This window comes from Burkholderia sp. LMG 13014, assembly GCF_905232215.1.
Classification (GTDB): domain Bacteria; phylum Pseudomonadota; class Gammaproteobacteria; order Burkholderiales; family Burkholderiaceae; genus Burkholderia.
Window position 1 is genome coordinate 1 of the sequence record NZ_CAJNKE010000056.1, and the last position, 21265, is coordinate 21265.

At 63.2% G+C, this 21265-nt stretch carries 18 protein-coding genes and 1 pseudogene; 6 read left to right on the forward strand and 13 right to left on the reverse strand.

Annotated features, from left to right (window positions below):
• Together JYJ84_RS09840 and JYJ84_RS09845 are read right to left on the reverse strand one after the other, a co-directional pair.
• Positions 1 to 266 (reverse strand): annotated as a pseudogene (locus JYJ84_RS09840) (efflux transporter periplasmic adaptor subunit); the annotation flags it as partial.
• 235 nt (positions 267 to 501) lie between these two features.
• Positions 502 to 1386, reverse strand: a complete 885-nt coding sequence (locus tag JYJ84_RS09845) for a LysR family transcriptional regulator (protein WP_122950241.1) — start codon at positions 1384 to 1386, stop codon at positions 502 to 504.
• Positions 1387 to 1980: 594 nt separating this feature from the next.
• Between JYJ84_RS09845 and JYJ84_RS09850 the strand changes: the two genes are divergently transcribed.
• Positions 1981 to 2949 (forward strand): AraC family transcriptional regulator, encoded by a 969-nt coding sequence (locus JYJ84_RS09850; protein WP_122950240.1) that lies wholly within the window; start codon positions 1981 to 1983, stop codon positions 2947 to 2949.
• Positions 2950 to 2958: 9 nt separating this feature from the next.
• Here JYJ84_RS09850 and JYJ84_RS09855 read toward each other — a convergent pair whose 3' ends face one another.
• The 4 genes from JYJ84_RS09855 to JYJ84_RS09870 form a co-directional block, all read right to left on the reverse strand.
• The gene (locus JYJ84_RS09855; RefSeq protein WP_164462906.1) at positions 2959 to 3195 is read right to left on the reverse strand and encodes a hypothetical protein; all 237 of its coding nucleotides are present in this window, start codon (positions 3193 to 3195) and stop codon (positions 2959 to 2961) included.
• Positions 3196 to 3233: 38 nt separating this feature from the next.
• Positions 3234 to 4205, reverse strand: coding sequence for an aliphatic sulfonate ABC transporter substrate-binding protein (locus JYJ84_RS09860; protein WP_122950238.1), 972 nt, complete (start codon positions 4203 to 4205; stop codon positions 3234 to 3236).
• A gap of 234 nt (positions 4206 to 4439) precedes the next feature.
• Entirely contained in the window at positions 4440 to 5381 is a 942-nt protein-coding gene (locus JYJ84_RS09865) for a LysR family transcriptional regulator (RefSeq protein ID WP_122950237.1), read from the reverse strand.
• A 298-nt stretch (positions 5382 to 5679) separates the two neighbouring features.
• On the reverse strand, positions 5680 to 6978 hold the full coding sequence (locus tag JYJ84_RS09870; RefSeq protein ID WP_122950236.1) for an adenylosuccinate synthase: 1299 nt from the start codon (positions 6976 to 6978) through the stop codon (positions 5680 to 5682).
• Between the two features lie 140 nt (positions 6979 to 7118).
• Between JYJ84_RS09870 and gcvA the strand changes: the two genes are divergently transcribed.
• Positions 7119 to 8024 carry a transcriptional regulator GcvA gene (gcvA, locus tag JYJ84_RS09875; RefSeq protein ID WP_122950235.1) on the forward strand — a complete coding sequence of 302 codons (906 nt, stop codon included), beginning with the start codon at positions 7119 to 7121 and terminating at the stop codon, positions 8022 to 8024.
• A gap of 186 nt (positions 8025 to 8210) precedes the next feature.
• On the opposite strand, the gene JYJ84_RS09880 is transcribed toward gcvA, so the two are convergent.
• Together JYJ84_RS09880 and JYJ84_RS09885 are read right to left on the reverse strand one after the other, a co-directional pair.
• Positions 8211 to 8519, reverse strand: coding sequence for a DUF4148 domain-containing protein (locus JYJ84_RS09880; RefSeq protein WP_122950234.1), 309 nt, complete (start codon positions 8517 to 8519; stop codon positions 8211 to 8213).
• 185 nt (positions 8520 to 8704) lie between these two features.
• Positions 8705 to 8950, reverse strand: a complete 246-nt coding sequence (locus tag JYJ84_RS09885; RefSeq protein ID WP_164462905.1) for a hypothetical protein — start codon at positions 8948 to 8950, stop codon at positions 8705 to 8707.
• 2158 nt (positions 8951 to 11108) lie between these two features.
• On the opposite strand from JYJ84_RS09885, the gene JYJ84_RS09890 reads away from it, so the two are divergent.
• Positions 11109 to 12425: a replication initiation protein gene (locus JYJ84_RS09890; RefSeq protein ID WP_122950233.1), complete on the forward strand. Its 1317-nt coding sequence runs from the start codon at positions 11109 to 11111 to the stop codon at positions 12423 to 12425.
• A gap of 94 nt (positions 12426 to 12519) precedes the next feature.
• Here the strand turns inward: JYJ84_RS09890 and JYJ84_RS09895 are convergent, their stop codons facing one another.
• The 4 genes from JYJ84_RS09895 to JYJ84_RS09910 form a co-directional block, all read right to left on the reverse strand.
• Positions 12520 to 13551: a ParB/RepB/Spo0J family partition protein gene (locus JYJ84_RS09895; RefSeq protein ID WP_122950232.1), complete on the reverse strand. Its 1032-nt coding sequence runs from the start codon at positions 13549 to 13551 to the stop codon at positions 12520 to 12522.
• Entirely contained in the window at positions 13544 to 14239 is a 696-nt protein-coding gene (locus tag JYJ84_RS09900; protein WP_122950231.1) for a ParA family protein, read from the reverse strand. The genes JYJ84_RS09895 and JYJ84_RS09900 overlap by 8 nt, the downstream gene beginning before the upstream one ends.
• Before the next feature lie 1818 nt (positions 14240 to 16057).
• The gene (locus JYJ84_RS09905) at positions 16058 to 17053 is read right to left on the reverse strand and encodes an AraC family transcriptional regulator (protein ID WP_122950230.1); all 996 of its coding nucleotides are present in this window, start codon (positions 17051 to 17053) and stop codon (positions 16058 to 16060) included.
• A 123-nt stretch (positions 17054 to 17176) separates the two neighbouring features.
• Positions 17177 to 18301 (reverse strand): MBL fold metallo-hydrolase, encoded by a 1125-nt coding sequence (locus JYJ84_RS09910; protein WP_122950229.1) that lies wholly within the window; start codon positions 18299 to 18301, stop codon positions 17177 to 17179.
• Positions 18302 to 18384: 83 nt separating this feature from the next.
• On the opposite strand from JYJ84_RS09910, the gene JYJ84_RS09915 reads away from it, so the two are divergent.
• Genes JYJ84_RS09915 through JYJ84_RS09925 form a run of 3 tightly spaced genes read left to right on the forward strand, consistent with a single transcriptional unit; the run spans position 18385 to position 19724 of the window.
• Positions 18385 to 19038 carry a TetR/AcrR family transcriptional regulator gene (locus JYJ84_RS09915; protein ID WP_122950228.1) on the forward strand — a complete coding sequence of 218 codons (654 nt, stop codon included), beginning with the start codon at positions 18385 to 18387 and terminating at the stop codon, positions 19036 to 19038.
• 2 nt (positions 19039 to 19040) lie between these two features.
• Positions 19041 to 19226 (forward strand): hypothetical protein, encoded by a 186-nt coding sequence (locus JYJ84_RS09920; RefSeq protein WP_175223294.1) that lies wholly within the window; start codon positions 19041 to 19043, stop codon positions 19224 to 19226.
• Between the two features lie 6 nt (positions 19227 to 19232).
• Positions 19233 to 19724 (forward strand): flavodoxin family protein, encoded by a 492-nt coding sequence (locus JYJ84_RS09925; RefSeq protein ID WP_122950226.1) that lies wholly within the window; start codon positions 19233 to 19235, stop codon positions 19722 to 19724.
• A 127-nt stretch (positions 19725 to 19851) separates the two neighbouring features.
• Here JYJ84_RS09925 and JYJ84_RS09930 read toward each other — a convergent pair whose 3' ends face one another.
• On the reverse strand, positions 19852 to 20436 hold the full coding sequence (locus JYJ84_RS09930; protein WP_175223295.1) for a DUF2889 domain-containing protein: 585 nt from the start codon (positions 20434 to 20436) through the stop codon (positions 19852 to 19854).
• Positions 20437 to 21265 lie beyond the last annotated feature (829 nt).

Here is a 21265-nt window from a genome sequence, read left to right on the forward strand (position 1 = left end):
CGCTGGCCAGCCTTGACGTCGGTGCCTTCGGTGAATTCACGGCGCAGCACGATGCCGTCGACCCGCGCACGCACCTGTGCAACGAGGAACGCGCTGGTGCGGCCCGGCAGTTCGGTTACCGCGGGCACGGCCTGCGGCTGGACGGTGACGACGCCGACTTCCGGTGTTTGCGGCGGCGGTGCCGATTCTTTTTTTCCGCACGCGGCCAGGAAAACGGCAGCCGTTGCAGCAGTGATTAAGCGGTATGGAACCCGTTCGACGCGCATGGATCGACCTCTCACAATTAGACGACCTTCAATGGGAATCACCAGATCTCCTCGTGACCTGCACGCGCGGCCGGAATGCTGTCGCTTCCCGTGTGCCGCGGATGCGGTCGCGTATGTCGGGCGTGCGTTGCGCCCTGCGGAGCGTTCGTTCGTCGAACTGCTTCCGTGGAAAAAGAACGATGGGCCCGCGACTCTGGCGGGCGTGCGTTGCTGGGGCGACCAACCGGGCCGCTAGCTAGCTCGCTGGCCGGAACGCGGCGCCGGCGAATTCGACGAATGCCCGCGCAGCGGCCGGCAGACGCGCGGTACGCGCATGCGCGAGCTTCAGCGTGACGGGCGCGAGCGGGCGGACCGGTGCAACGCGCACCAGCGTGCCGGCCGCCAGATCGGCGTCGACGAGATACGCGGGCAGCACCGCGGCACCCATGCCGGCCACAGCGAGCCGCCGTGCCATCTCCAGATGGCCGACGCCCTGACTGGCGCCAGACGCCGTGTCGGGTCGAAACGCAGCCGCTTCGTCGTCGCCGGCCGCCGGCAGATCGAGCCGCACGGCCGTGATGTCCGGCCAGTCGCCCGACGCGGCCGCGCCGCCGTGCGCGGCGACATAACCCGGCGCCGCGACGCGCACGGATTCGTATGCGGCCAGCGTGTGCAGCGCGTGTGCACCGGACACCGGCATGCCATCGGTCAGGAACGCGACATCGATGTCTTCGGACGTCAGATCGACATGGGTATCGGTCAGCGTCACGGTCGGCCGCACGTCAGGAAACCGGTTCACAAAGCGATCGAGCAACGCACTCAACTGGCTGAGCCCGAACGCGACCGGCGCGGCAATACGCAGCGCACCTTCCGGCTTGCTGCCCATCGCGACGAAACGGCCGTCGATGTCGTCGATCGCGCCGAGAATCCGCTCGACACGCACGAGATACAGCTCGCCGATTTCCGTCAGCGACTGGTGGCAGGTGCTGCGTTGAAGCAGGCGTGCGCCAAGGCGCGTCTCGAGCGCATCGACCAGCCGGCTCGCCATCGCCGTCGACACGCGCAGCCGGGTTGCCGCCCGGCGAAACCCGCCTTCCCTTGCCACCGTCACGAATGCCCGAATCGATTGAAGTTGGTCCATTTGTCCGGATTCCTCTGCGCGGTCGCCTGCCTTGAAGCCCCCACCCGTCGCCGCGTCGCGACCGACATGCAGCGGCCAGGCCAATGCGGCGGCCCCGACGCCGGCTACGCCGGGTCGGTGCCACGCTCGCGCCAGACGCGCACCGGCATGCAACGGACGCAAGCCGGCCTCGGCTGGCCCGATGCACGAACAGATGAATAGCAGTCCTGAGTCTTTTCCAGCGCTTCGCAACGGCAACGCCGGCGGATACCACCGGCCATGCGACGGTCATACCCGCATCGCCCGTGCGCACTGGAATACGTTTCTTTCAGCAGGTGCAATGGTATGAAAACCGCCGGAAAATCGCTTGCCCGATCCTCCGATTGTTTTGCCTTAATTTCCGAATTTGTGCGCCGCACACCGCGCAACGACGGGCCATGCGGTCGCCGGCCCTGCAGATCCGGATGATCGGGCTAATTTCCGACAGGTTTAGGCAATCGCGTGCACGCGACTCGCCGTACGATGTGACCGCCGTGCCGGCCCCCTGCCGGGACACCCACCGGGAATCGCCGCCGCGTACCTTGCACCGGCCACTCCGCCATCCGCTCACCCAATATGGAAATCGACGCCCGAACGCTGCCGCTGCAGCGCATCACGCCCACTCACGCCCCCCGGTCGCCCACGGCCCGGCTCGCTGCGCTGATCGCCGCCTACGCGCCGCACGACGGCACGTTCGAGCTTCCGGTGCGTGGCATGCGTGTCGCGCGCGCGGCCGCGTCGCCGCCGCACTGGAACCATGGCGTGCACCACGCGTGCGTAAGCATCGTCGGGCAAGGCGCGAAATCGATACGGGTCGGCGACGACACCTATGAGATCGACGAATCGCGCATGCTGGTGGCGACGGCCGACGTGCCCGTCACCGGCCGCGTGACGTGCGCGAGCCCGGCCGAGCCGTTCCTTTATATGCAACTGGAACTCGACCCGGCCCGCATCGCGGCACTCACCCCACGCGTGTTTCCGCGCGGACTGCCGAAGGCCGTCGACTGCGGCGCACTCGACACGCACGATGCGCCGCCGGAAATCGTCGACGCCGTCGTGCGGCTGATGCAACTGATCGCGCAACCCGACGACATCGACCTGCTCGCGCCGCTGATCGTCGACGAAATCCTCATTCGGCTGCTGCGCGGCCCGTCGGGTGCGCGGGTCGCGCAGGTCGGCCAGGGCGATTCGACGACGCAGCGCATCTCGCGCGCCGTCGCCTGGATTCGCGACCACTACCTCGATCCGATGACGGTCGAATCGCTCGCGCGACAGGTGGACATGAGTCCGTCGACGTTCCATCACCACTTCCGCGCGGTCACGTCGATGAGCCCGTTGCAATGCCAGAAGGTGCTGCGGCTGCAGGAGGCACGCCGCCTGATGTGCCTGTCGGCGATGGATGCGCGGCAGGCGTGCCGCAGCGTCGGCTATGTGAGCGCGTCGCAGTTCAGCCGCGAATACGCACGCCTGTTCGGCGATGCGCCGGGCCGCGATGTCCTGAAGCTGCGCGACGAAGCGGTGCCGCTATCCCGCGTCGCGCCATAGGCCGGCACCTCACGCGCGCGGCGCACGCGAGCGCGTGCCGCGCTTCGTTCCAACGGCATTCGCCTGCTCGGCCTGCACGGCTTCATCGATGCCGCGGAAGAAGGATTCGGCCGACGACGCGAGCACTGTGCTGTCGCGGAACAGCAGACAGAAAGTGCGCGCGGATGGCTGCCCGACGAGATCGAGCAGCGCGGCGGCCGGCCATGCGTACGCCGGATTCCGGACGATGTCACGCTGCCGTTCCAACGTTCCGCCGTTGAGCTGTTGCCCGGCCGGCTGCCCCGTCACGCGAGTGCGGGCGGTGCAGCCTGGCTGACGTCGACGCGTTTCGGCAGAACGCCCGCCTGGTAGAACACGTCGGCGATGCGCTGCTGATAAGCGAGCGTGTCGCGCGTGACGGGCTCGACACCGAAGCGTGCGCGGCGAAATGCGAGCGCCACCGCCGGTTCCGGAATCCCCCAAAGCTTCGAGAACTCGGCCGCGCCCTGCGCGCGGTTCGCATCGAGCCAGCGCTGAACCGCCGTCAATTCCGACACGGCCGCATCCAGCACGTCGGCATTGCGCTGCGCATACGTGCGCGACGCAAAGTAGTAGCCGCGATTCTCGACGAGCCCGGTGCCGTCCGCGACGATGCGCGCGCCGAACGCCTGCTGGACCACCGCGAGAAACGGATCCCAGATGATCCACGCATCGACCGAGCGGTTCTCGAACGCGGCCCGCGCATCGGACGGCGACAGCCAGACCGGCGTGATGTCGGCATAGTTGAGCTTGGCGGCCTGCAGCAGCCGGACCAGCAGGAAGTGCGTGTTCGATCCCTTCACCAGCGCGATGCGCTTGCCGCGCAGGTCCGCAAAGGTCCTGACCGGCGAATCCTTCGCGACCACCACCGCCTCGGCCACGGGGCCGGCCGGCGTCTGCGCGTAATAGACGAGCGGCGCGCCAGCCGCGAGCGCAAAGATCGGCGGTGCCTCGCCGACATCGCCGAAGTCGATCGATCCCGCATTCAGCGCCTCGAGCTGCGGCGGTCCCGACGGAAACTCGGTCCACGTGACGGTCACGCCGAGTGTCGCGAGCTTGCTCTGCAACGTGCCGCGCGCCTTGAGCAGGCTGAGCGGCCCTTTCTGATAGCCGATGCGCAACGTCCGCGCGCCGGCCGTGCTCGCCAGCGCGAAGCCCGGATGCGCAGCGGCGCCCGCCGCGATCGCCAGGCCAGCATGCAGGAGCCGGCGGCGGGTTGTGGAGTGTTGGTCTGCCATGTCGTATCGGGTTCGATGAAGGGGATGCAGCTTGCGCACGCATGCGATGAAGCCGGTCGAACCGATTCTAGAAGGTTGGCGCCACGTATCGAACCAACGATGTTCGATATGGAAAGCAAGCGCTTTCATAAGGGCACGCAGGCTGCCCGGGCATCATTGCCCGGGTCAGACAGGACTCCATATTATTTGTTCGATTGATGCGCAACGTCGTGCTCACCAGCTGACGAGGCGACCTCAGGACTTGCAGGAAGCGTGCAGTTCAGCCTCGTCGATGGCCAGCATTTCGGGCACGCATTCGCGCAGGAAATCGACGAACGTGCGGATCTTCGCATCGAGATACTGGCGCGACGCGTACAGCGTGTAGACCGTCAGCTTCTGCAACCGGTAGTCGGGCAGCACGCGCACCAGCGCGCCGCTCGCCAGCGCGGGCAGTGCCGACGACATCGGCAGCGAACCGATGCCGAGGCCGGCGCGCAGTGCGGCGCCGAGCGCATCGGCGATGTTCACCTGGAAATCCGGCGACGGCAGGTCGAACGTCTCGGGGCCGTCCGGGCCGTCGAGATGCCAGCGATCGCGTGGAAATACCGGTGTGACGATCTGCAGGCACGCATGGCCGTCGAGCTCGCGCACCGTGCGCGGTGTGCCGCGCTCCTTGAGATACGCGGGCGACGCGCACAGCACGCTGTGTACCTCGCCGAGCCGCTGCGACACGAGCCCCGAATCGGGCAGCTCCGTCGCGCTCAACTGCAGCGACACGTCGTAGCCTTCGTCGATGATGTCGGGCACGTGCTGCGACAGCGTCAGCTCGACCGCGACCGAAGGATAGCGTTGCCGGTAGCGCACGACCGCGGGCACCACGTAGGCCTGGCCGAAGCTCGTCGTCGCATGGACATGCAGCCGTCCGGACGGCTTTGCCTGTGCGTCGGCCGCCTCGGCTTCCGCTTCGTCGATATAGCCGAGGATGCGCTGGCAGCGGTCGAGATAACGCTGCCCGGCATCGGTCAGCGCGATGCGACGCGTGCTGCGGTTGAGCAGACGCGTGCGCAGATGCGTTTCGAGCTGCGCGACCGACCGCGATGCGTAGGCCGTCGTGATGTCCAGGCGCTGGGCCGCGCTCGTGAAGCTGCCCTCCTCCGCCACCCGGACGAAAATGCGCATCATCTGTAACGTGTCCATCGACCTGTCCCCGGGATTGAGATCACGTCGCGCCACCGCGCGGCCATGGTGCCGGCGGCTCCGGCGCAGGCCGGTCTGGCGCGAATTGTGCGGAACAGTACAGCAGCAGTGCGAACGTGTCCAGTTCGCCGTAGCGGCGTGATCCGGATGCCGAACCGTGTCGCCGAGCCGCCGTGCACGCGGCGTACGGGCCGAGCGCCGACGCGACCGGACGCCCCCGCACGCGAACGGCACCGGATCGGCAAAAACGACCCGGCGACCATGGTGCCGCCTCGCGATTCACGTCATTTATCGCGCATTACGCCGTGGCGACCACATCGAACGGGTTGCGCAACACGATCGTGTCGTCGCGCTCCGCGCCGGTCGTGATCATCGATACCGGTGCGCCCGCGACCTCTTCGATGCGCGCGATGAAATCCTGCGCGGCGCGCGGCAGTGCCGCACGTTCGCGGATCCCCTTCACGGTGCCGCGCCAGCCGTCGAACCGCTCGTACACGGGCTTCGCGCGCGACTGCGCATCGAGGCTCGCGGGCAGATGATCGACCCGCACGCCATCGAGTTCGTAGCCGACGCACAGCTCGATCGACTCGAAACCGTCGAGCACGTCGAGCTTGGTGAGCGCCAGCGAATCGATGCCCGAGATCCGGACGGCCTGACGCAACTGCGCCGCATCGAGCCATCCGCAGCGGCGCGGCCGGCCGGTATTCACGCCGAATTCCTGCCCGCGTGCGCGCAGCGTTTCGCCGGTCGCGTCGGACAGCTCGGTGAGGAACGGACCGCCGCCGACCCGCGTCGCATACGCCTTGGTGACACCCAGTACGTGACCGAGCTTCGACGCGCCGAGCCCCGTACCGGCCGCCGCCGCCGAGGCAACGGTGCCGGACGACGTCACGAACGGGTAGGTACCCCAGTCGATGTCCAGCATCACGGCCTGAGACCCCTCGAACAGGATGCGCTCGCCGCGCTCGGTCGCGTCGTTGAGATCGGCCCAGACGGGGCGCACGAACGGCAGGATCCGCGGCGCGAGGTCGACCAGCGTCGCGAGCATCGCGTCGCGGGAATACTCATCGAGCCCGAGTCCACGAAACCACGCGTTGTGATGGTCGACGAGCACATCCAGTTTGGCGGCGAGCTGGCCCGGTTCCGCGAGATCGCCGACGCGCAGCCCGCGGCGCCCGACCTTGTCCTCGTAGGCCGGCCCGATCCCGCGCAGCGTGGTGCCGATGGGCTCGCGGCGCAGGCGCTCCTGGGCCTGGTCGATTGCCCGGTGGATCGGCAGCACCAGCGTCGCGTTCTCGGCAATCGACAGGTTGTCCGGCGTCACCGACAGCCCGAGCTCGGCCATCCGCCCGATTTCCGCGAGCAGCGCTTCCGGATCGAGCGCTACGCCGTTGCCGATCACGCCGCGCTTGCCGCGCACGACACCGCTCGGCAGCAGCGCGAGCTTGTACGTCTTGCCGCCGACGACCAGCGTATGACCCGCGTTGTGGCCGCCGTTGTAGCGTGCAACGAGATCGGCCTGTGCCGCCAGCCAGTCCACGACGCGCCCCTTACCTTCGTCGCCCCATTGGGCGCCCACGACCACCACGTTCGACATGCTCCGCACTCCGTGTGAGAAATTCAGACAATCGTTCGGCCGAGCCGGCCGTTTGTGTGCCATATTGGCGGAGCTTGAGCACCCGATCAAACGATTAAACCTGAACTGTCGTGTGAGTAAATATCACGCGAAACGACGCAATGGCCCGACGACTCCCTCCGTTGAATTCGCTGCGCGCGTTCGAAGCCGCCGCGCGCCTCGGCAGCTTCACGCTGGCCGCCGACGAACTGTGCGTGACCCACGGCGCGATCAGCCGGCACGTGCAGCAGCTGGAGGCGTGGCTCGGGCGGCCGCTGTTCGAGCGCCATAACCGGCGGGTCGAGCTGACCGACGCCGGCCGCGCGTATCTCGCCGAGGTCGGCGCGTCGTTCGACCGGATCGCGCTCGCCACCGCGCAGCATTTCGGCCATGCGCAGCAGCGCGTGCTGCGCGTGAGCGCACCCGCGACGTTTTCGTTGCGCTGGCTGGTACCGAAGCTGTCGTCATTCCAGGTCGCCCACCCGGCCATCGAGGTGCGGCTGTCGACGTCGAACGAGCCGATCGAAAAGCTGCGCGACAAGGTCGACCTGATCGTTCGCGGCGGCCCGCAGGCCGTCGACGGTTACGTTGCCGAGGAATTCCTGTCCGAAGTCCGGCTGCCGGTGTGTGCGCCGAAGCTGCTGGAGGGGCGCCCGTTGCATACGCCCGCCGATCTTGCCGGCTTCACGCTGCTGCATGCGGCCACCTATCCCGGCATGTGGCCCGAATGGCTCGCGGCAGCCGGACATCCGAATCTCGTGCCGCGACACTCGCTCACGCTCGAGCATTTCTACCTGACGCTGCAAGGCGCACTCGACGGGCTCGGCATCGCGATGGGGCCGATCGCCCTCGTCGCAGACGACATCGCCGAAGGCCGGCTCGTGCAGCCGTTCAGCGAACCGGCGCTGCCGCCGTGGCGCTACTTCACGTACGTGGCCTCCGCACGCGCGAACGACGACGCGGTGCGGGCGTTCAAGGACTGGTTGAAGGTAACGGGCAACGCGGCTGCGCCGGGCGGGCGGTACTGACTGCGTTTGCGTACCGGTCGTGCGCGTCAAGACATGCAGGAATGCGAATCAAATAACGCAAGCGTGTGGAATGCGTTTGCCGTTGTCGATACCAGATACCAGGAAGGTTGCTTTCGATGTGCGCCGCGGGTCCGCGGCGCACCCGGCAAGCCGCGGACCGAACCGCGGCTTGCCGCCGGACGACGCTTACTGACCAGCGCCGGCGGCTTTCTTCTCCGCGTTTTGCAGGTTCTGCGGATAGTTCGGATCATTGGCCGCCGGCTTGTAACCGGCATCTTCGAGTTTCTTCAGCTCGGCGCTGTTCTTGGCACGCGCAGCCTTGCGCTCTGCCTTGTGTTGGGCCCTGGCCGCCTTGCGTGCCTGGCTCTTGGCCGCCTTGGCGTCCTGTGCGGCGGGCGCGCTGGCGTCGGTCTGCGCAAATACGGGAACTGCCGAGCCGAACAGGAACGCGGCTGCCGTAGCAGCCAGCGTGAGTTTTCTGATCTGGATTCGCATCGCTGAACTCTCTTTTCTGGTTTATCACGGATTGAAAGACCATCGAGATACCGCCCCTGCCCCGATTGGTCGTCATGCCGCAATCGGGACCTGTGCATCATAACCGCGTCGCGAAAAATGTGGCGTCATCGTGGCAGCAGAATTGGGATACACGTATGGGAGAAGATGTGAATACCGCTCGACCGTCACCGGGAGGACAGCTGGAACTGTGTATCGCGCTGTTGCGGTAACAGGAAACGGTCGATGTAGCCACGCTTCCGTGATGCGGATCGGTAATTTACGCACAGCGCGGTGCGGTGCGACGTACCAATGACTGTTTCGTCGGCGGTGTTGCCGGCGGGCTTGTGCTTGACCTGCCCGTCATCCGACCCATCGCGATCACAGCCGCAGCAGTCGACCTGTGCATCACGTTGCCGGTCGCCGCGGTTCAAGCGACGGTTCCTCCCATAAACGACCACGCATCGGTTTTACGGTGATCGAGGCACGCGCAATGGCACTGCCACAGCGCGCGGCGTTCGACCCGGCAACCAATCGATGAACTGTGATGCGCCGGGAGAACTGAGCCGGTAAAACCCGCAGCGGTGTGGTGTGGTCCCGTGGTCCGTTTGACAAAAGACGTGGACGCGTTGCCTGCGGTGAAGGCATCCGCCGGAATCATTTCACGACCACGCAGACGGTGCCGCACCGATGTTGCGATGCTAGCCGGGCGAGCGTGGCACGTAGCATCAAGGTCGCGGGTACATCTGTGATCCGCCTGATTCTGCTCGGAAACGCATCGCGCAACGTGCGCGAACCACAGTTTTTTGATTGTGCGGCTTTGACCGCCCGGCATCCCGACGGGTGTTGCTGCCCGCACAGCGAGCCGATACCGGTGGCCTCGTCTAGTTGGTGAGCTTTTACAGGATTCGGAAGTGTCCGAAGGTGAGAACGTTCGGGATCATCGCTCGCATTCGGTTGCGGTGAGCTTCGTGGGCGCCCGCATTTTCACTTTGGCTCGTGTCGTGCATCAGATCGCTTCAGGAGCCGGCCGCATGTTGCGGATGGCGCCGACCCCCCGGTTCATCCCCGGAAGCCGTTCCTGGATGTCTTCTCGCGACCCGGAGGCACAGCATTGCTCTTCGGTTGGCGGGTTCAAAGGTAGAAAGTTGGAAGACTTTGGGGCGGTGTAGTGACGTGTGTCGATTTCCTCTGTGCACAGCTCACAGGCTAAATTTGACGAGAGGCGCGGGCGGGCAGTCGGAAAACTTGTCTACAGGCAGGGGGCCCATGAGTGCAAAAAAGCCCTTCGCCCGCGATCCCGGACGATTTCAAACTGCTGTGAACGAAACCGAAGAGATCATCGTTTCCGGTCGCTGATTGGCTTGGCAGCTCGACAAGCGCTGCTCGCGAGGTTGCGGAGCCGGGTTTTTGATCCCATAGACGGGAACCTGTGCCTGCAAACAGCGGTTTTCTTCCCGTTTTTCTCCCATAGGTTTCTACGTTTCCGGTGATGTGAGTATGTACTCACCTCTTCTGGGAGCCTTGTCGGGCCTGGAACTACTGTGGAACGGGGAGCCAGACCATCGTTTACCAAGCCTGAATCGAAGCATCGCAATGCTTGCTGCACCATAGACGGCTACCCATTGGTAGCGGTTTATGGGGCTCGTCTTTTTGTGGAGGCGCACGTGTGTTTACATCTTTTGTAAACCACGTTTACTTCTTTAACTACTTTTAGACGGCTCACAGCCTTATCTGACAAGGGTTTGATGGGTGTTCGGTACCCATTTATGGGAGCACAGGTGGAAGGATCTGGGGTTTCAGGTCTGTGGATTTGGGGTTTGGGGTACCGCGTTGTGGGGAATCGGGGTTGTGGATATGGGGTAAGCGTACCCTGTTATGGGAAATTGGCCTGGAAACGTGTTGGGTAGTCTTCTATGGGAATCCCTGCAGGTAGCCTTTTATGGGGCACGTTTTTCGATCCGTGAATGGGGACGCGCACAGCGATTTTCTTGTGGTAGCCGGTTATGGGGCACCTCAAAGGTAGCCGGTTATGGGTGGTATTTGCGGCCGCTCGATTGCATTTCACCAAGATTCCCGGTGGCGGGTTCCCATGGACAGGATCGATGGCACGGACAGGTAACCTTTTATGGGGAAAACAACAGGTTGCCGTTTATGGGAGCGTTGTCTGCCTTCCGGGCCAAAATCGACGCCGGCAACGCGGCTGACGTCGCTCGATAGGTACCCTCCTGTGGGAATCGATGAAGGTAGCAAGTTATGGGAAGAAAACGCGACTGTGCTGCAGAGCACCACGAATTTGCCCAACGATCTCGATTCTGCGCATTTGCTTCCCATGGATGGTTACCTTCCCGGGGGCAAATCTCGTGCCGGGTTTCCGTGTCCGGGTACCAAAGGTAGCGGCTTGTGGGAGGCATTTTTGTCGAAAGGTAGATGGATATGGGGTTCCGCACAGATTGTCCGATTGTGAATTTCCCTTTCGTATCTGCAGGTTAGCCGCGATAGTGCAAGTAAAGCAGCAACCGGGGCGTTGCCCGTCGACGCGAAAAGGTATAAAGTCCGCTCTCAACAAGGTCACCTTATCCGGACATTACGATGCCGCGCAAGCCCGCAAGCAAAGGCTCAGACAAACAGGTTTCGCTGTTTCAGACACCCGAGCCTCCCGACTTGCTGCGCAAGGCGGTCCAGGCGATTCATATCGCGCCCAAGTCCGGAAAGATCGGTCTGCAGCAACGCAAGATGTTCAGCTCGCTGATCAAGAACGCGCTCCGGCAGGAGGCGTTCGAGCCGGGCCGGACGAGTTTCTCGATCTCGATCGCGTCGCTTTCGCACGAGAGCGGGTTGAACAGCAACAACACGAAGTACGTGAAGGACACGGTCAACTCGCTGATCAGTACCGTCGTCAACTGGGACTACCTGGCCGCGGATCGCTCGACGGTCTGGAAAGCGTCGGGCCTGCTCGCCGGCGCGGAGCTCGAGCAATCGGTGCTGAAGTACAGCTTCTCCGACCAGATTCGCAGCGAGTTGCTCAACCCCGAGATCTACGCACTGATCGATATGCGGATCGCCCGCGAGTTCCGGCGGTCACACTCGCTCGCGTTGTGGGAAAACACCGTGCGCTACGAGGGGATCGGCATCACCGCGAAGATCCCGCTGCCGAAATTTCGTGACCTCATTCTCGGTCAGGACAAGGCGTCGCAGTCGTACAAGGAATACAAGCTGTTCAAGAGCAAGGTCCTGGTGCCGTGCATTCAGGAGGTGAACGAAGTATCGGATCACACGCTCGAGTTGATCGAACACAAGTCCGGCCGGAGCGTGGAAGCCGTCCAGTTCAAGGTGACGCGCAAGCAGAGCGCCGATACGGTGGAGGAAGGCGACGTCAAGAACGAAGCGCTGGTCGAGGAGGTCGCCAAGTTCGGCATTCCGCGTTCGGAAGCGCGGCGACTGATCACGCAATACGGTGTGCAGCGCATCAAGGCGGCGATTGCCTATACGCTCAATCGGACTACGAAGAAGAATGCGGCGCCGGTCGACAATGTCGCCGCGTATTTCCGCAAGGCGCTGACGCACGGCTACACGCTGGCCGACGGACAGGGAACGGAGGCGGCCGCACCGGCGAAGGAGTCCGCGCAGAGCAAGCAGGAGCAGATTCGCGACAAATATCTGGCGGCGAAGGTCGACGAAGCCGGCGCGTATTTCCGTGAACTGGAGATCGACGACCAGACCAAGCTGATCGATCGTTACAACGAGACGGTGGCAGGCTCGAAGGACCTGACGCTGTCGCCGAAGAAGAAGGCAAGCAAGCTCGCGCAGACCAGCTTCTTCCGATGGCTGGCGCTGGATACGTGGGGCGAACCGACCTCGGACGACTTGCTGGAATTCCTGCTGAAAAGCAGTCTCGCAGGTAACTGAACGAGGCCTCGCAGCCGGGTGTGTATTGCGCGTCGGACATTGTCGTCCGGCTTCGCGATGCAACGCGGATGCGAGGCCTTCTGCTTTTGGCGCGTTACTGTTGCGTGGCCGCTGCCAGTTCGGCAACGTACGCGTCGATGACGGTCTTGAGCTTGTCGGCGAGTGCCTCCTGGTGCGATGCGTCGACGCCCTTGAGTTGCAGGTCCAGACGTCCGTCCGGATAGGTCTTCAACTGGCCGATCGCTCGCGATTCGAGCGCGAAGTCGTGACGAACGCTGTAACGCGTGCGTCCCGCTTTCTTGCTGCCGTCGCTCTGTGCACGCAGGAAATTCTCGAGATCACGAACCGATTTTTTCCGGTCGATCACGGCCGTCAGCAGCCGGTCGGCCGTCGGCTCGCCCAGGCGTTCGAAGATCAGCTTCAGGAAGTACGCCGCCTGCAGACCGACCACGTCGTTCGCGCTGGCCATCCGTTCCAGGAGTGTGTTCGGGAGCGCGTTGAGCGACAGCGTCTTGCTGATCGACGCCTTGTCCTTGCCGATTTTTTCCGCCAGCGTGTTCTGGTCGGAAAAGACCTTCTCGTCGAGGAGACGCTTCCACGCGACCGCATCGTCGAAGATCGTCTGGCGTTCGTGGTCGTGGTTCGCGCGATACGCGATCGTATAGAGCTGCTCGGGCGTGTGGTCGGTGCGGAACGTGGCGTTGATGGATTCATCGCCGTTGATGCTCGTCGCGCGGAGCCGGCGTTGCCCGTCGATCACCACGAGCTTGCCAGGAAACTCCGGGAGCCGCGTCACCTTGATCGGCTCGATCTGCCCTTCCCGTTTCAGCGTCAGGGCGAGCTCGTGCAGGCTCGACTCCGAATAGAACACGCGCGGGTTGAACGGGTTCGGGATGCAATCCTTGACCAACACCTTCTGCGGCGCGCCAAGATCCGGTGTGCCGGCGGGCGTGGCCGCGGCCGGGGCGCTGGCGGGTGCCGTGTCGACGACCGCATTCGGTGCGGCCGCTGGCTCCGGCAGCCGCGTTTCGAGGGCCGCATTTTCCTGCGCGAGTCCGCGCAGCAGGCCGGCTGCGAGATGCAGGTTGCCGGTCGGCTTCTTGTCTTTCGAGGTGTCCTTAGCCATGGGCGGCTCCGGTAGCGCGCGTCGACGCGATGTAGTGGGCCATTTCCGTGACCAGCTTTTCGATTTCCGCACGGGCTTCTTTCAGGCCCTTCAGGTATCGATTGTGATGATGGATCGTGGTGCCGAGCGCAAACGTCTGACGGTAGACCTCGCGTTGCGCGATCTGGCTGTCGAGCAGATGCTCCCCTATTTCTTCAGCCCTTAGAATCTTTAAAATTTCTTCACGCATTTTAGTTTTTCCATTAACACTATTCAGCATTAATGCGGAAGAAAGATTAGGGTTACGGACGGATCGCATCGACTCGATCATGCGGATCATCGCGACGGTGCTGTAGAGATCGGCCGGCGACGGCGACAGCGGCACGAGGCAGAAGTCGGCGACTTCGAGTACGGATGCAATGCGCGGATCTTCGAGGTTGCCGGGACAGTCGACGACGATCACGTCGAAGTTCGCGTCCTGCTTCTTGATCTCGCCGCCGATGCCGCGACCGGCAGGGGCCAGTGAGAGGACCGTCATCGGCAGCGTGTTCTCGCCGCTCGTCACCCACCGGACGGATGTGCCTTGAGGGTCGGCATCGATCAGGGCGACCTTGTTGCCGCCGGCCTCGAACGCAGCCGCGATATTGACGGAGATGGTTGTCTTCCCAGTCCCACCTTTTTGATTACTGACGGCGATCTTGAAAGCCATAAAATTTCTCCACGGAGTTTTGCGTAATATATGCAGTTATTATCAAAATGTCCAGAAAAGCCTTCGACGCAATGTATGTCTTTGTGATCGATGTGGTTGTCACGTGACAAGTGGGCCAAATGGCTAACGAGTCAGTCATAGCTGGTGTTCGAGTAAAAATAAAATTGGCGATTACGTTCGAAAAATGACGTACAAAGCTTGAGAGAAAATTCGGTGGACTTCAACGTCGATGCCAGAGTTAGCGCATTGAGATTAGTCGCTCGATCTCCCTTTGTTCCCGACGGAAATCATTGAGATTCCAGTAACTTGATTACACGGATGCCGTCGGTAGAGCCGGTTGTCACGTGACAAATCGCAAGGATTTGATCTTTCTCGGCACCATCCGGCACCAGCAAATCTTTGATTCGATCGCGCTTACGGATATGGCGAGATCATCGCAATGCCCGATATCCGTCTTTGGCCTAGCACGACTGCCGTCAGGGAGACGAGTTGTCACGTGACAATCGATACGGAGCGAAAGGCGATGTCGGCACTGAGTCGCCTGTCAGCGGAAGTTTTGGTCGAACTCCGTTGATCGTGAACAGGTAGATCGATAAAGAAGGAATTCGCCACTGTTGGATCGTCATGAAATACCGCTTCCGAGCGGGTTGAGCCGTGAGTTGTCACGTGACAACTGGAGAGTTGTATTGGGGAGCTCGAGTGTCGAGGTGGACATGCACTGCATGTCGGTTGGGACGTACCTTTGCCGAAGCGTTTGAGTCATCAATTGGCCTAGATCCGCTGCGTTCATCGTTGGCTAGCCACATTCAAGTCCCAGAGGAGACGTGCTGGTGGGCTTGATGAACGACACCCCATAATGTGTATTGTGGGGTGCCTTGATATGACCCCATTTATTCGGGGCGCTCGGCCCCAACTTCTCCGCGTACGTTGGCCGGCAGGGGAGGGCATTGCGTCGTCACGCGTACTCAGCATGATGGCCAGCGCAGTCAGGCGCTTCTACGCGACAGCGGTGTGTGAGGCCCCGATTGGCGACAAATTCCTGTACTGAAGGCCATGAGACAACTCAAACTGGCCGGATCGTGAAACATTTTCTAGAAATGCGGCGTTCGTGGAAATCGTTGTCTAGCAATGGGTTGTGCCATATTCTTCATGTTGTTTCACGCAAAATCGAAGAGATTACCCCTGTAAATAGGGGCGTATGGTCATTTCGCGACCCGCACGTGGAAGTTCGCGTGAAAGCACTCAGGATTGTCGTTTTTGATACGTAATATGTGGTATTTGAAACGAATTGTGCTTGGCTAGACGTCGGAGACAAATCGAACTGCTGCAGATCACGTACATCACGGCGCGTTGTCGAGTCTCTGATTGGATGTGCCGCGCAAGTGATCAGCACGAGTTGTCACGTGACAACGCGCGCTCCGGCTACACCATTCGTTGGATTGCAGCGTGCCGCGAGAATCCCGGCACCAGAGAGTTTGTGGCCGAGCGTCAGGAAGGCAATAAGGCGACTCGGTCGCTGAAAGTGGGCGAAGTCCTCATCAGTTCATGAGGTCCGTATGAGGCGGCTTGCATGTGGCCGATTGATGCTTGCGAGTTCGGGTACACGTCCGACGTCGCGAGGCGCCCACCCACCGCTCGATACTCAATAAGACATTCCCTGCCGGCCGCCGAGCAATCAATCCTGAATTGGCAAGAAGCGCGCATCCCGCGGCATTCGTCTGACTCACTCGGATCGATCGCTCACGCGTGAAGCCGATCCACCCAATGTGCGGTGATCACCAAAATCGGCATCCCCTATCTCCGGGGCCGTCCCTGCGATCAATAAGTCGCTGCGACCGACAGAACGACGTCCGCCCCGCTCCGCAGGCTATCGATATCTCTCCGCGGTGAATTGCCGAACAACCGGCTGTATTCGCGGTTGAACTGGGTCGGGCTCGCATATCCGACCCTGAACGATGCCGACGTGGCGTCGAGCCGCTCGGACAGCATCAACCGACGTGCTTCATTGAGCCGCATCCATTTCTGGTACTGCAGCGGACTCATGCCAGTGAGCTGACGGAAGTGGTGGTGGAAGGTCGAACTGCTCATCTGAACCTGCGCCGCCAGATCGTCGACTCGCAGCGACTCGTCGTAGTGGGTTCGCAACCACTGGATCGCCCGCGACACCCGGTTGCACTGACTGCCAGCGGACGCGATCTGACGGAGACGGCCACCCTGGTCGCTCGTCAGCAGCCGGTAGTAGATTTCCCGCTCGACATACGGCGCGAGAACCGCAATGGCGTTCGGGTCATCCAGCAATGCCAGCAACCGGTTCACGGCGTCGTAGAGCGGTTCGGTCATATCGCCGACGACGAGGCCGCGGCCTGCGGGAGCTTCCTCGTGATCCGGCGCGACCTGCGTCATCAGTTCGGCCATGACGCGAAAATCAAGCTTGAGCCCAATGCCGAGAAACGGTCTTTCACGGCTGGCCTCGATGACCTGGGTCGATCCGGGCAAGTCGAGCGACGTGATCAGAAAGCGGTTGGCGTCGCAGAGATACACATCCCCGCTCTGAATGATCCGCTTCGTGCCTTGAACGACGAGACCGAAGCTCGGCTCGACCATGCAGTCCATCGGTTGCGTTGTCGCCTCCCTTCGATGGAGGCTCAGGTTAGGAATGGCCGTGGTGAGATGGTCGACGCCTTCTGTCCACCTCGCGACGCGCTCTGCGAGCGTCTGCCGCAGGTCGTTCTCTCGGCTATGGCTGGTTGAGCGGGGGGCTGCAAGGTTGAGCGCAGCGATGGCGGCGTCTGATTGGCCGGGTGCCGGATGCATGACTTCTCTACTCAGGTAATCGGATGTACAGGCAGCCAGCCGACGTGGGGTACGCCGGCAACGCGCCTTCCGGAGTCGCGGCATGGCCGCGCTCCCGGGAAAAATGCGCAACGACCGGTGGGCCTACTTCGTCGCTTGCGACGCGCAAAGCGACCAGCGGCGCGATTTCGTGGCAACGGACGTCGCGCGCTCGTCCACTGTGCGCCACCACCGCTCGCCCCGGTGCGGCTCGTCGAGCGCGAGGCGCTCGCCCATCCTGGGCGTCGACAGGTCGACGCCACGCACGAGCGCCAGCGCCGTGACGCGCTCGAACGGCTCCTGCCAGCGGTGCATCGCGAGATCGAACGTACCGTTGTGGATCGGAACCAGCCAGCGTCCGCGCAGATCGATGTGCGCCTGCACGGTCTCTTCCGGCTGCATGTGCACGTACGGCCATTGCGTGTTGTATGCGCCTGTTTCGATCAGCGTGACGTCGAACGGCCCGAGGCGCTCGCCAATCGTCCGGAAACCGTCGAAGTAGCCCGTGTCGCCGCTGAAAAACACGCGCAAGTCGTCGTCGACGATGACCCAGGATGCCCACAGCGTGCTGTTGCCGTCGAACAGGCTGCGCCCGGAAAAGTGCTGGGCAGGTGTCGCGGTCAGCGTCAGGCCGGCCACGTCGACACTCTGCCACCAGTCGAGCTGACGGACTTTCTTCGCGTCGATGCCCCATTCGATCAGGCGGTCGCCGACGCCCAGCGTTGTCACGAACACATCGGTGGTTGCCGCGAGCGCGAGTACGGTGTCGCGGTCAAGATGATCGTAGTGATCGTGCGACAGGATTACGCCGCGCAGCGGCGGAAGATCTTCAAGTGCGATCGGAGGCGCATGGAAACGCTTGGGGCCGATGCGTCGAAACGGCGACGCGCGCTCGGCAAACACGGGATCGGTCAGCCAGAATTCGCCGCGCAGCTTGAGCAGCAGCGTCGAGTGGCCAAGCCGGTACAGGCTGCGATCGGGGGCCGCATCGAGTTCCGCGCGGGTCAGCGAATCGACGGGCAGCACGCCTGCGGGGACGGTATTGCGTGGCTTGTTGAACAGCATGTTCCAGGCGATCCCGAGCGTCTTGCCCAATCCCTCGGCAGGACGCGGCGCGACATTGCTGAAGCGCTCGCCGTTGTGTTGCGGCGAGCCGTCAGACAGCGCGCGGCCGCGTCGGGCGGCCGCAAAACCCAGGATGCGATGAATCAAAACGAGTGGCGATGCCATGTCGGTTCGTCCGGAGAATAAAGTACACTAAACAGTGTAGTTTATTTTTGGGATAAGTAAACTGCCCGGTGTAAAATTTCTGAATGGACACCAGCACTCCCCCTCAGCGCCTGACCGATCGAAAGCGCGCGGCCATCGTCGACGCGGCCATCGAGGAATTTCTCGCATCGGGTTACGACGCGACCAGCATGGACCGCATCGCTGCGCGCGCGGACGTGTCGAAGCGCACGGTCTACAACCATTTCCCGGGCAAGGAAACGTTGTTCGCCGCGATCCTGCAACAATTGTGGGATGCGACCCGAACCGGCGGTTCGCCGACCTATCGCGCCGACGTACCGCTGCGCGAGCAATTGCTCGCGTTGCTGGATCGCAAGATGCGCCTGCTCAGCGACGAGGCCTTTCTCGCGCTCGCACGCGTCGCGATCGGTGCGGCCATCCATTCGCCGGAACGTGCGCGCGACATGGTCGAGCGTCTCGGCGAGCGCGAGGAAGACATGACGGTCTGGGTGCGAACGGCCGCGGCGGCCGGACGCCTGGCCGTCACCGATCCGGTGTTTGCCGCGCATCAGCTGCACGGTGTCGTGAAGGTATTCGCGTTCTGGCCGCAGATAACGATGGGCCAGCCGCCGCTGGAGGCGCCAGAGCAACAAAAAGTCGCGGAATCCGCTGCCGACATGTTTCTCGCGTATTACGCGCGACCGGAAGACCGCGACGCATCACGCGCTGCACCGGACTGATCGTGCATCCGGTCGAACCCGCGCGGATCGAAACCGGCGCGATGCGCATGATCGACGCGCGTCAGGCACCGACGAGCCGGCAAACCGGCAAATCCGCGGAAGCAAACGCGGAACCGCCCCGCACGAAGGCGGGCCATCCAGTAGAAACCGGCGATGCGGCCGGCGCACCTGAAACCGAACGCGAGTGACGACGAATGAAGACGCTGTTGATCGTCTATCACACGATGACCGGAGGCACGCAACAGATGGCCGAAGCGGCTGCCGGCGCGGCGCGCGAGCAACCCGGCGTCGACGTCAGGCTGCAGCGCGCGGACGCGACCAGCGCAGACGACGTGCTCGCTGCCGACGCCTACCTGTTCGCCACGCCGGAGAATCTCGCGGCAATGTCCGGGTTGATGAAGGATTTCTTCGACCGCTGCTACTACGCGGCGCTCGATCGCGTGAACGGCCGCCCGTATGCGGTGATGATCTGCGCGGGAAGCGACGGACAGAACGCGTTGCGCCAGATCGACCGGATCGCGACCGGATGGCGGTTGAAGAACGTGGCGCCGGGCCTGATCGTCTGTACGCACGCGCAGACACCGGAGCGCATCCTCGCGGCGAAGACGATCGACGGCGACGACCTCGCGCGCTGCGCCGAACTGGGCGCCGGTCTTGCAGCGGGACTTGCGCTGGGCGTTTTCTGATCGCCGTTTCCATGACAGCGATGCTCGGCCGGCGCGAGGCCGGGTCGCCGCTCGTGTGTGCACGCAGCGCATGCATGCTCGCGCGGCACCGATCCTGCGGGCACAGGGCTGGCCGAAGGCCGGGCCCTTAGCTGCCTTTTGCCGTCGCCGAAGGCCGATGGTATTCGGGCCAAAGACGTTTCACGAGACCGCGCGATGCGCCATAGGCATGGCAGCTGTCGATCTTGAGCGGTTTTCCTTCGCTGTCGCGTTCCTCGAGCGATGACTTCCGCATGCCGACCATCGTCTGGTAGGCCGTGGTGGCGATCGGGCCGAGCAATTCCTTCAGGTGCGTACACGTATCGCAGGACGGCAGGCGCTTGCGAACCTCGCTGTTCCAGCCGGCACCGATGCTCAGTCCGACGAGCGCCTGCAGCGAGTCGCCGCCGCCCGGGCACTGCGCATACGGATGCGACCGGAGGAACGTCGATACGGCGCGGACGACCATGTCGGCGTCGAAGACCAGCGTCACGCCGAGGTCGTGGATCGGCGACAGCGCAGCGACCGTCCGCGTGCCGCCAGGCGGCGTGAAATCGAAGGTCTTGCGATCCGCGAGGCAGGCCGTCACTTCGAACTGGCCGTCGCTGCGCCGATAGCCGCGCATGTCGATTTGCCGATGGTGAATCTCCTCGCGCGTGATGCCGTCGTGCGGGATGTCGGGTGGGGGAACCATGTCTCTGCTCCGTTTCGTACAACCGGTTCTTTTTGCAGGCAAGCGGGATGTCGACGGCTGGCCTGGCCAGGTGCGCGGCGAAACGGCCGCAGCAGGTTGCCGACGACATCGATCCGGCCATACTACGCACTTTTCGGCATCCTCGTACGCCACGGGATCGGTGCGGACGCAACGAGTCGTGTACGGGCACCGAGGTCATCGAAGGAGGGAACCGCACGTCGCGACACTTGCGCCGCTACATCGCCGCGCGCCTCGCATTGCCGTGATCGGTGGATGGCACGCGGCCGACGGTGTTTTCCGGGATGCCGGGTCGTCCGGGGCCCGGGACGACCCAAGGTGGCACGATCGCGTTCGACATCCCAAGGCGGAATACCGCGCGTGTGGCGTCGATCGGTGCGGCCGGGCCGATCGACGTGCGCAAGATGGCCCCGATTTCCGCCGAAGTGGATGAACGGCGTGACTTCCGGAAACGTATCCATATAATGCGCAACACGACCGCACGGACGCATTTCCGGTGCCCCGAATCGGGCCAATGCAGACCAGCGAGTCAACCGGCCGTCGCGCGTACCGGTATACTTCCACTCCTGCCTTGTCCGGCATCGTGGCCGGGTGCCTGAAAACAGAGTGGCGTGCGCGATGCGGCCCCGTAGTGTTCCGCATCGGCGGCAGACGGGTCGCCCGCATGGCGGCGAAGCTTTTACGCCGCGCGGCATGGCCGCACGAACCACACCTTATATTCCTGGTGGATTGAATTTATGGGTTTTGAACAACTTGCCGAATTGCGGGCGCAGCTCGCAGCGAAGGCCAAGCAGGAGCGCAACGCGAAGCG

What these genes read in the sequence shown, in the direction of transcription:
- JYJ84_RS09845 (WP_122950241.1), bottom strand. Translation starts at nt 1,386, where the DNA reads ATGGACCAACTTCAATCGATTCGGGCATTCGTGACGGTGGCAAGGGAA.
- JYJ84_RS09850 (WP_122950240.1), top strand. Translation starts at nt 1,981, where the DNA reads ATGGAAATCGACGCCCGAACGCTGCCGCTGCAGCGCATCACGCCCACT.
- JYJ84_RS09860 (WP_122950238.1), bottom strand. Translation starts at nt 4,205, where the DNA reads ATGGCAGACCAACACTCCACAACCCGCCGCCGGCTCCTGCATGCTGGC.
- JYJ84_RS09865 (WP_122950237.1), bottom strand. Translation starts at nt 5,381, where the DNA reads ATGGACACGTTACAGATGATGCGCATTTTCGTCCGGGTGGCGGAGGAG.
- JYJ84_RS09870 (WP_122950236.1), bottom strand. Translation starts at nt 6,978, where the DNA reads ATGTCGAACGTGGTGGTCGTGGGCGCCCAATGGGGCGACGAAGGTAAG.
- gcvA (WP_122950235.1), top strand. Translation starts at nt 7,119, where the DNA reads ATGGCCCGACGACTCCCTCCGTTGAATTCGCTGCGCGCGTTCGAAGCC.
- JYJ84_RS09880 (WP_122950234.1), bottom strand. Translation starts at nt 8,519, where the DNA reads ATGCGAATCCAGATCAGAAAACTCACGCTGGCTGCTACGGCAGCCGCG.
- JYJ84_RS09890 (WP_122950233.1), top strand. Translation starts at nt 11,109, where the DNA reads ATGCCGCGCAAGCCCGCAAGCAAAGGCTCAGACAAACAGGTTTCGCTG.
- JYJ84_RS09895 (WP_122950232.1), bottom strand. Translation starts at nt 13,551, where the DNA reads ATGGCTAAGGACACCTCGAAAGACAAGAAGCCGACCGGCAACCTGCAT.
- JYJ84_RS09900 (WP_122950231.1), bottom strand. Translation starts at nt 14,239, where the DNA reads ATGGCTTTCAAGATCGCCGTCAGTAATCAAAAAGGTGGGACTGGGAAG.
- JYJ84_RS09905 (WP_122950230.1), bottom strand. Translation starts at nt 17,053, where the DNA reads ATGCATCCGGCACCCGGCCAATCAGACGCCGCCATCGCTGCGCTCAAC.
- JYJ84_RS09910 (WP_122950229.1), bottom strand. Translation starts at nt 18,301, where the DNA reads ATGGCATCGCCACTCGTTTTGATTCATCGCATCCTGGGTTTTGCGGCC.
- JYJ84_RS09915 (WP_122950228.1), top strand. Translation starts at nt 18,385, where the DNA reads ATGGACACCAGCACTCCCCCTCAGCGCCTGACCGATCGAAAGCGCGCG.
- JYJ84_RS09925 (WP_122950226.1), top strand. Translation starts at nt 19,233, where the DNA reads ATGAAGACGCTGTTGATCGTCTATCACACGATGACCGGAGGCACGCAA.
- JYJ84_RS09930 (WP_175223295.1), bottom strand. Translation starts at nt 20,436, where the DNA reads ATGGTTCCCCCACCCGACATCCCGCACGACGGCATCACGCGCGAGGAG.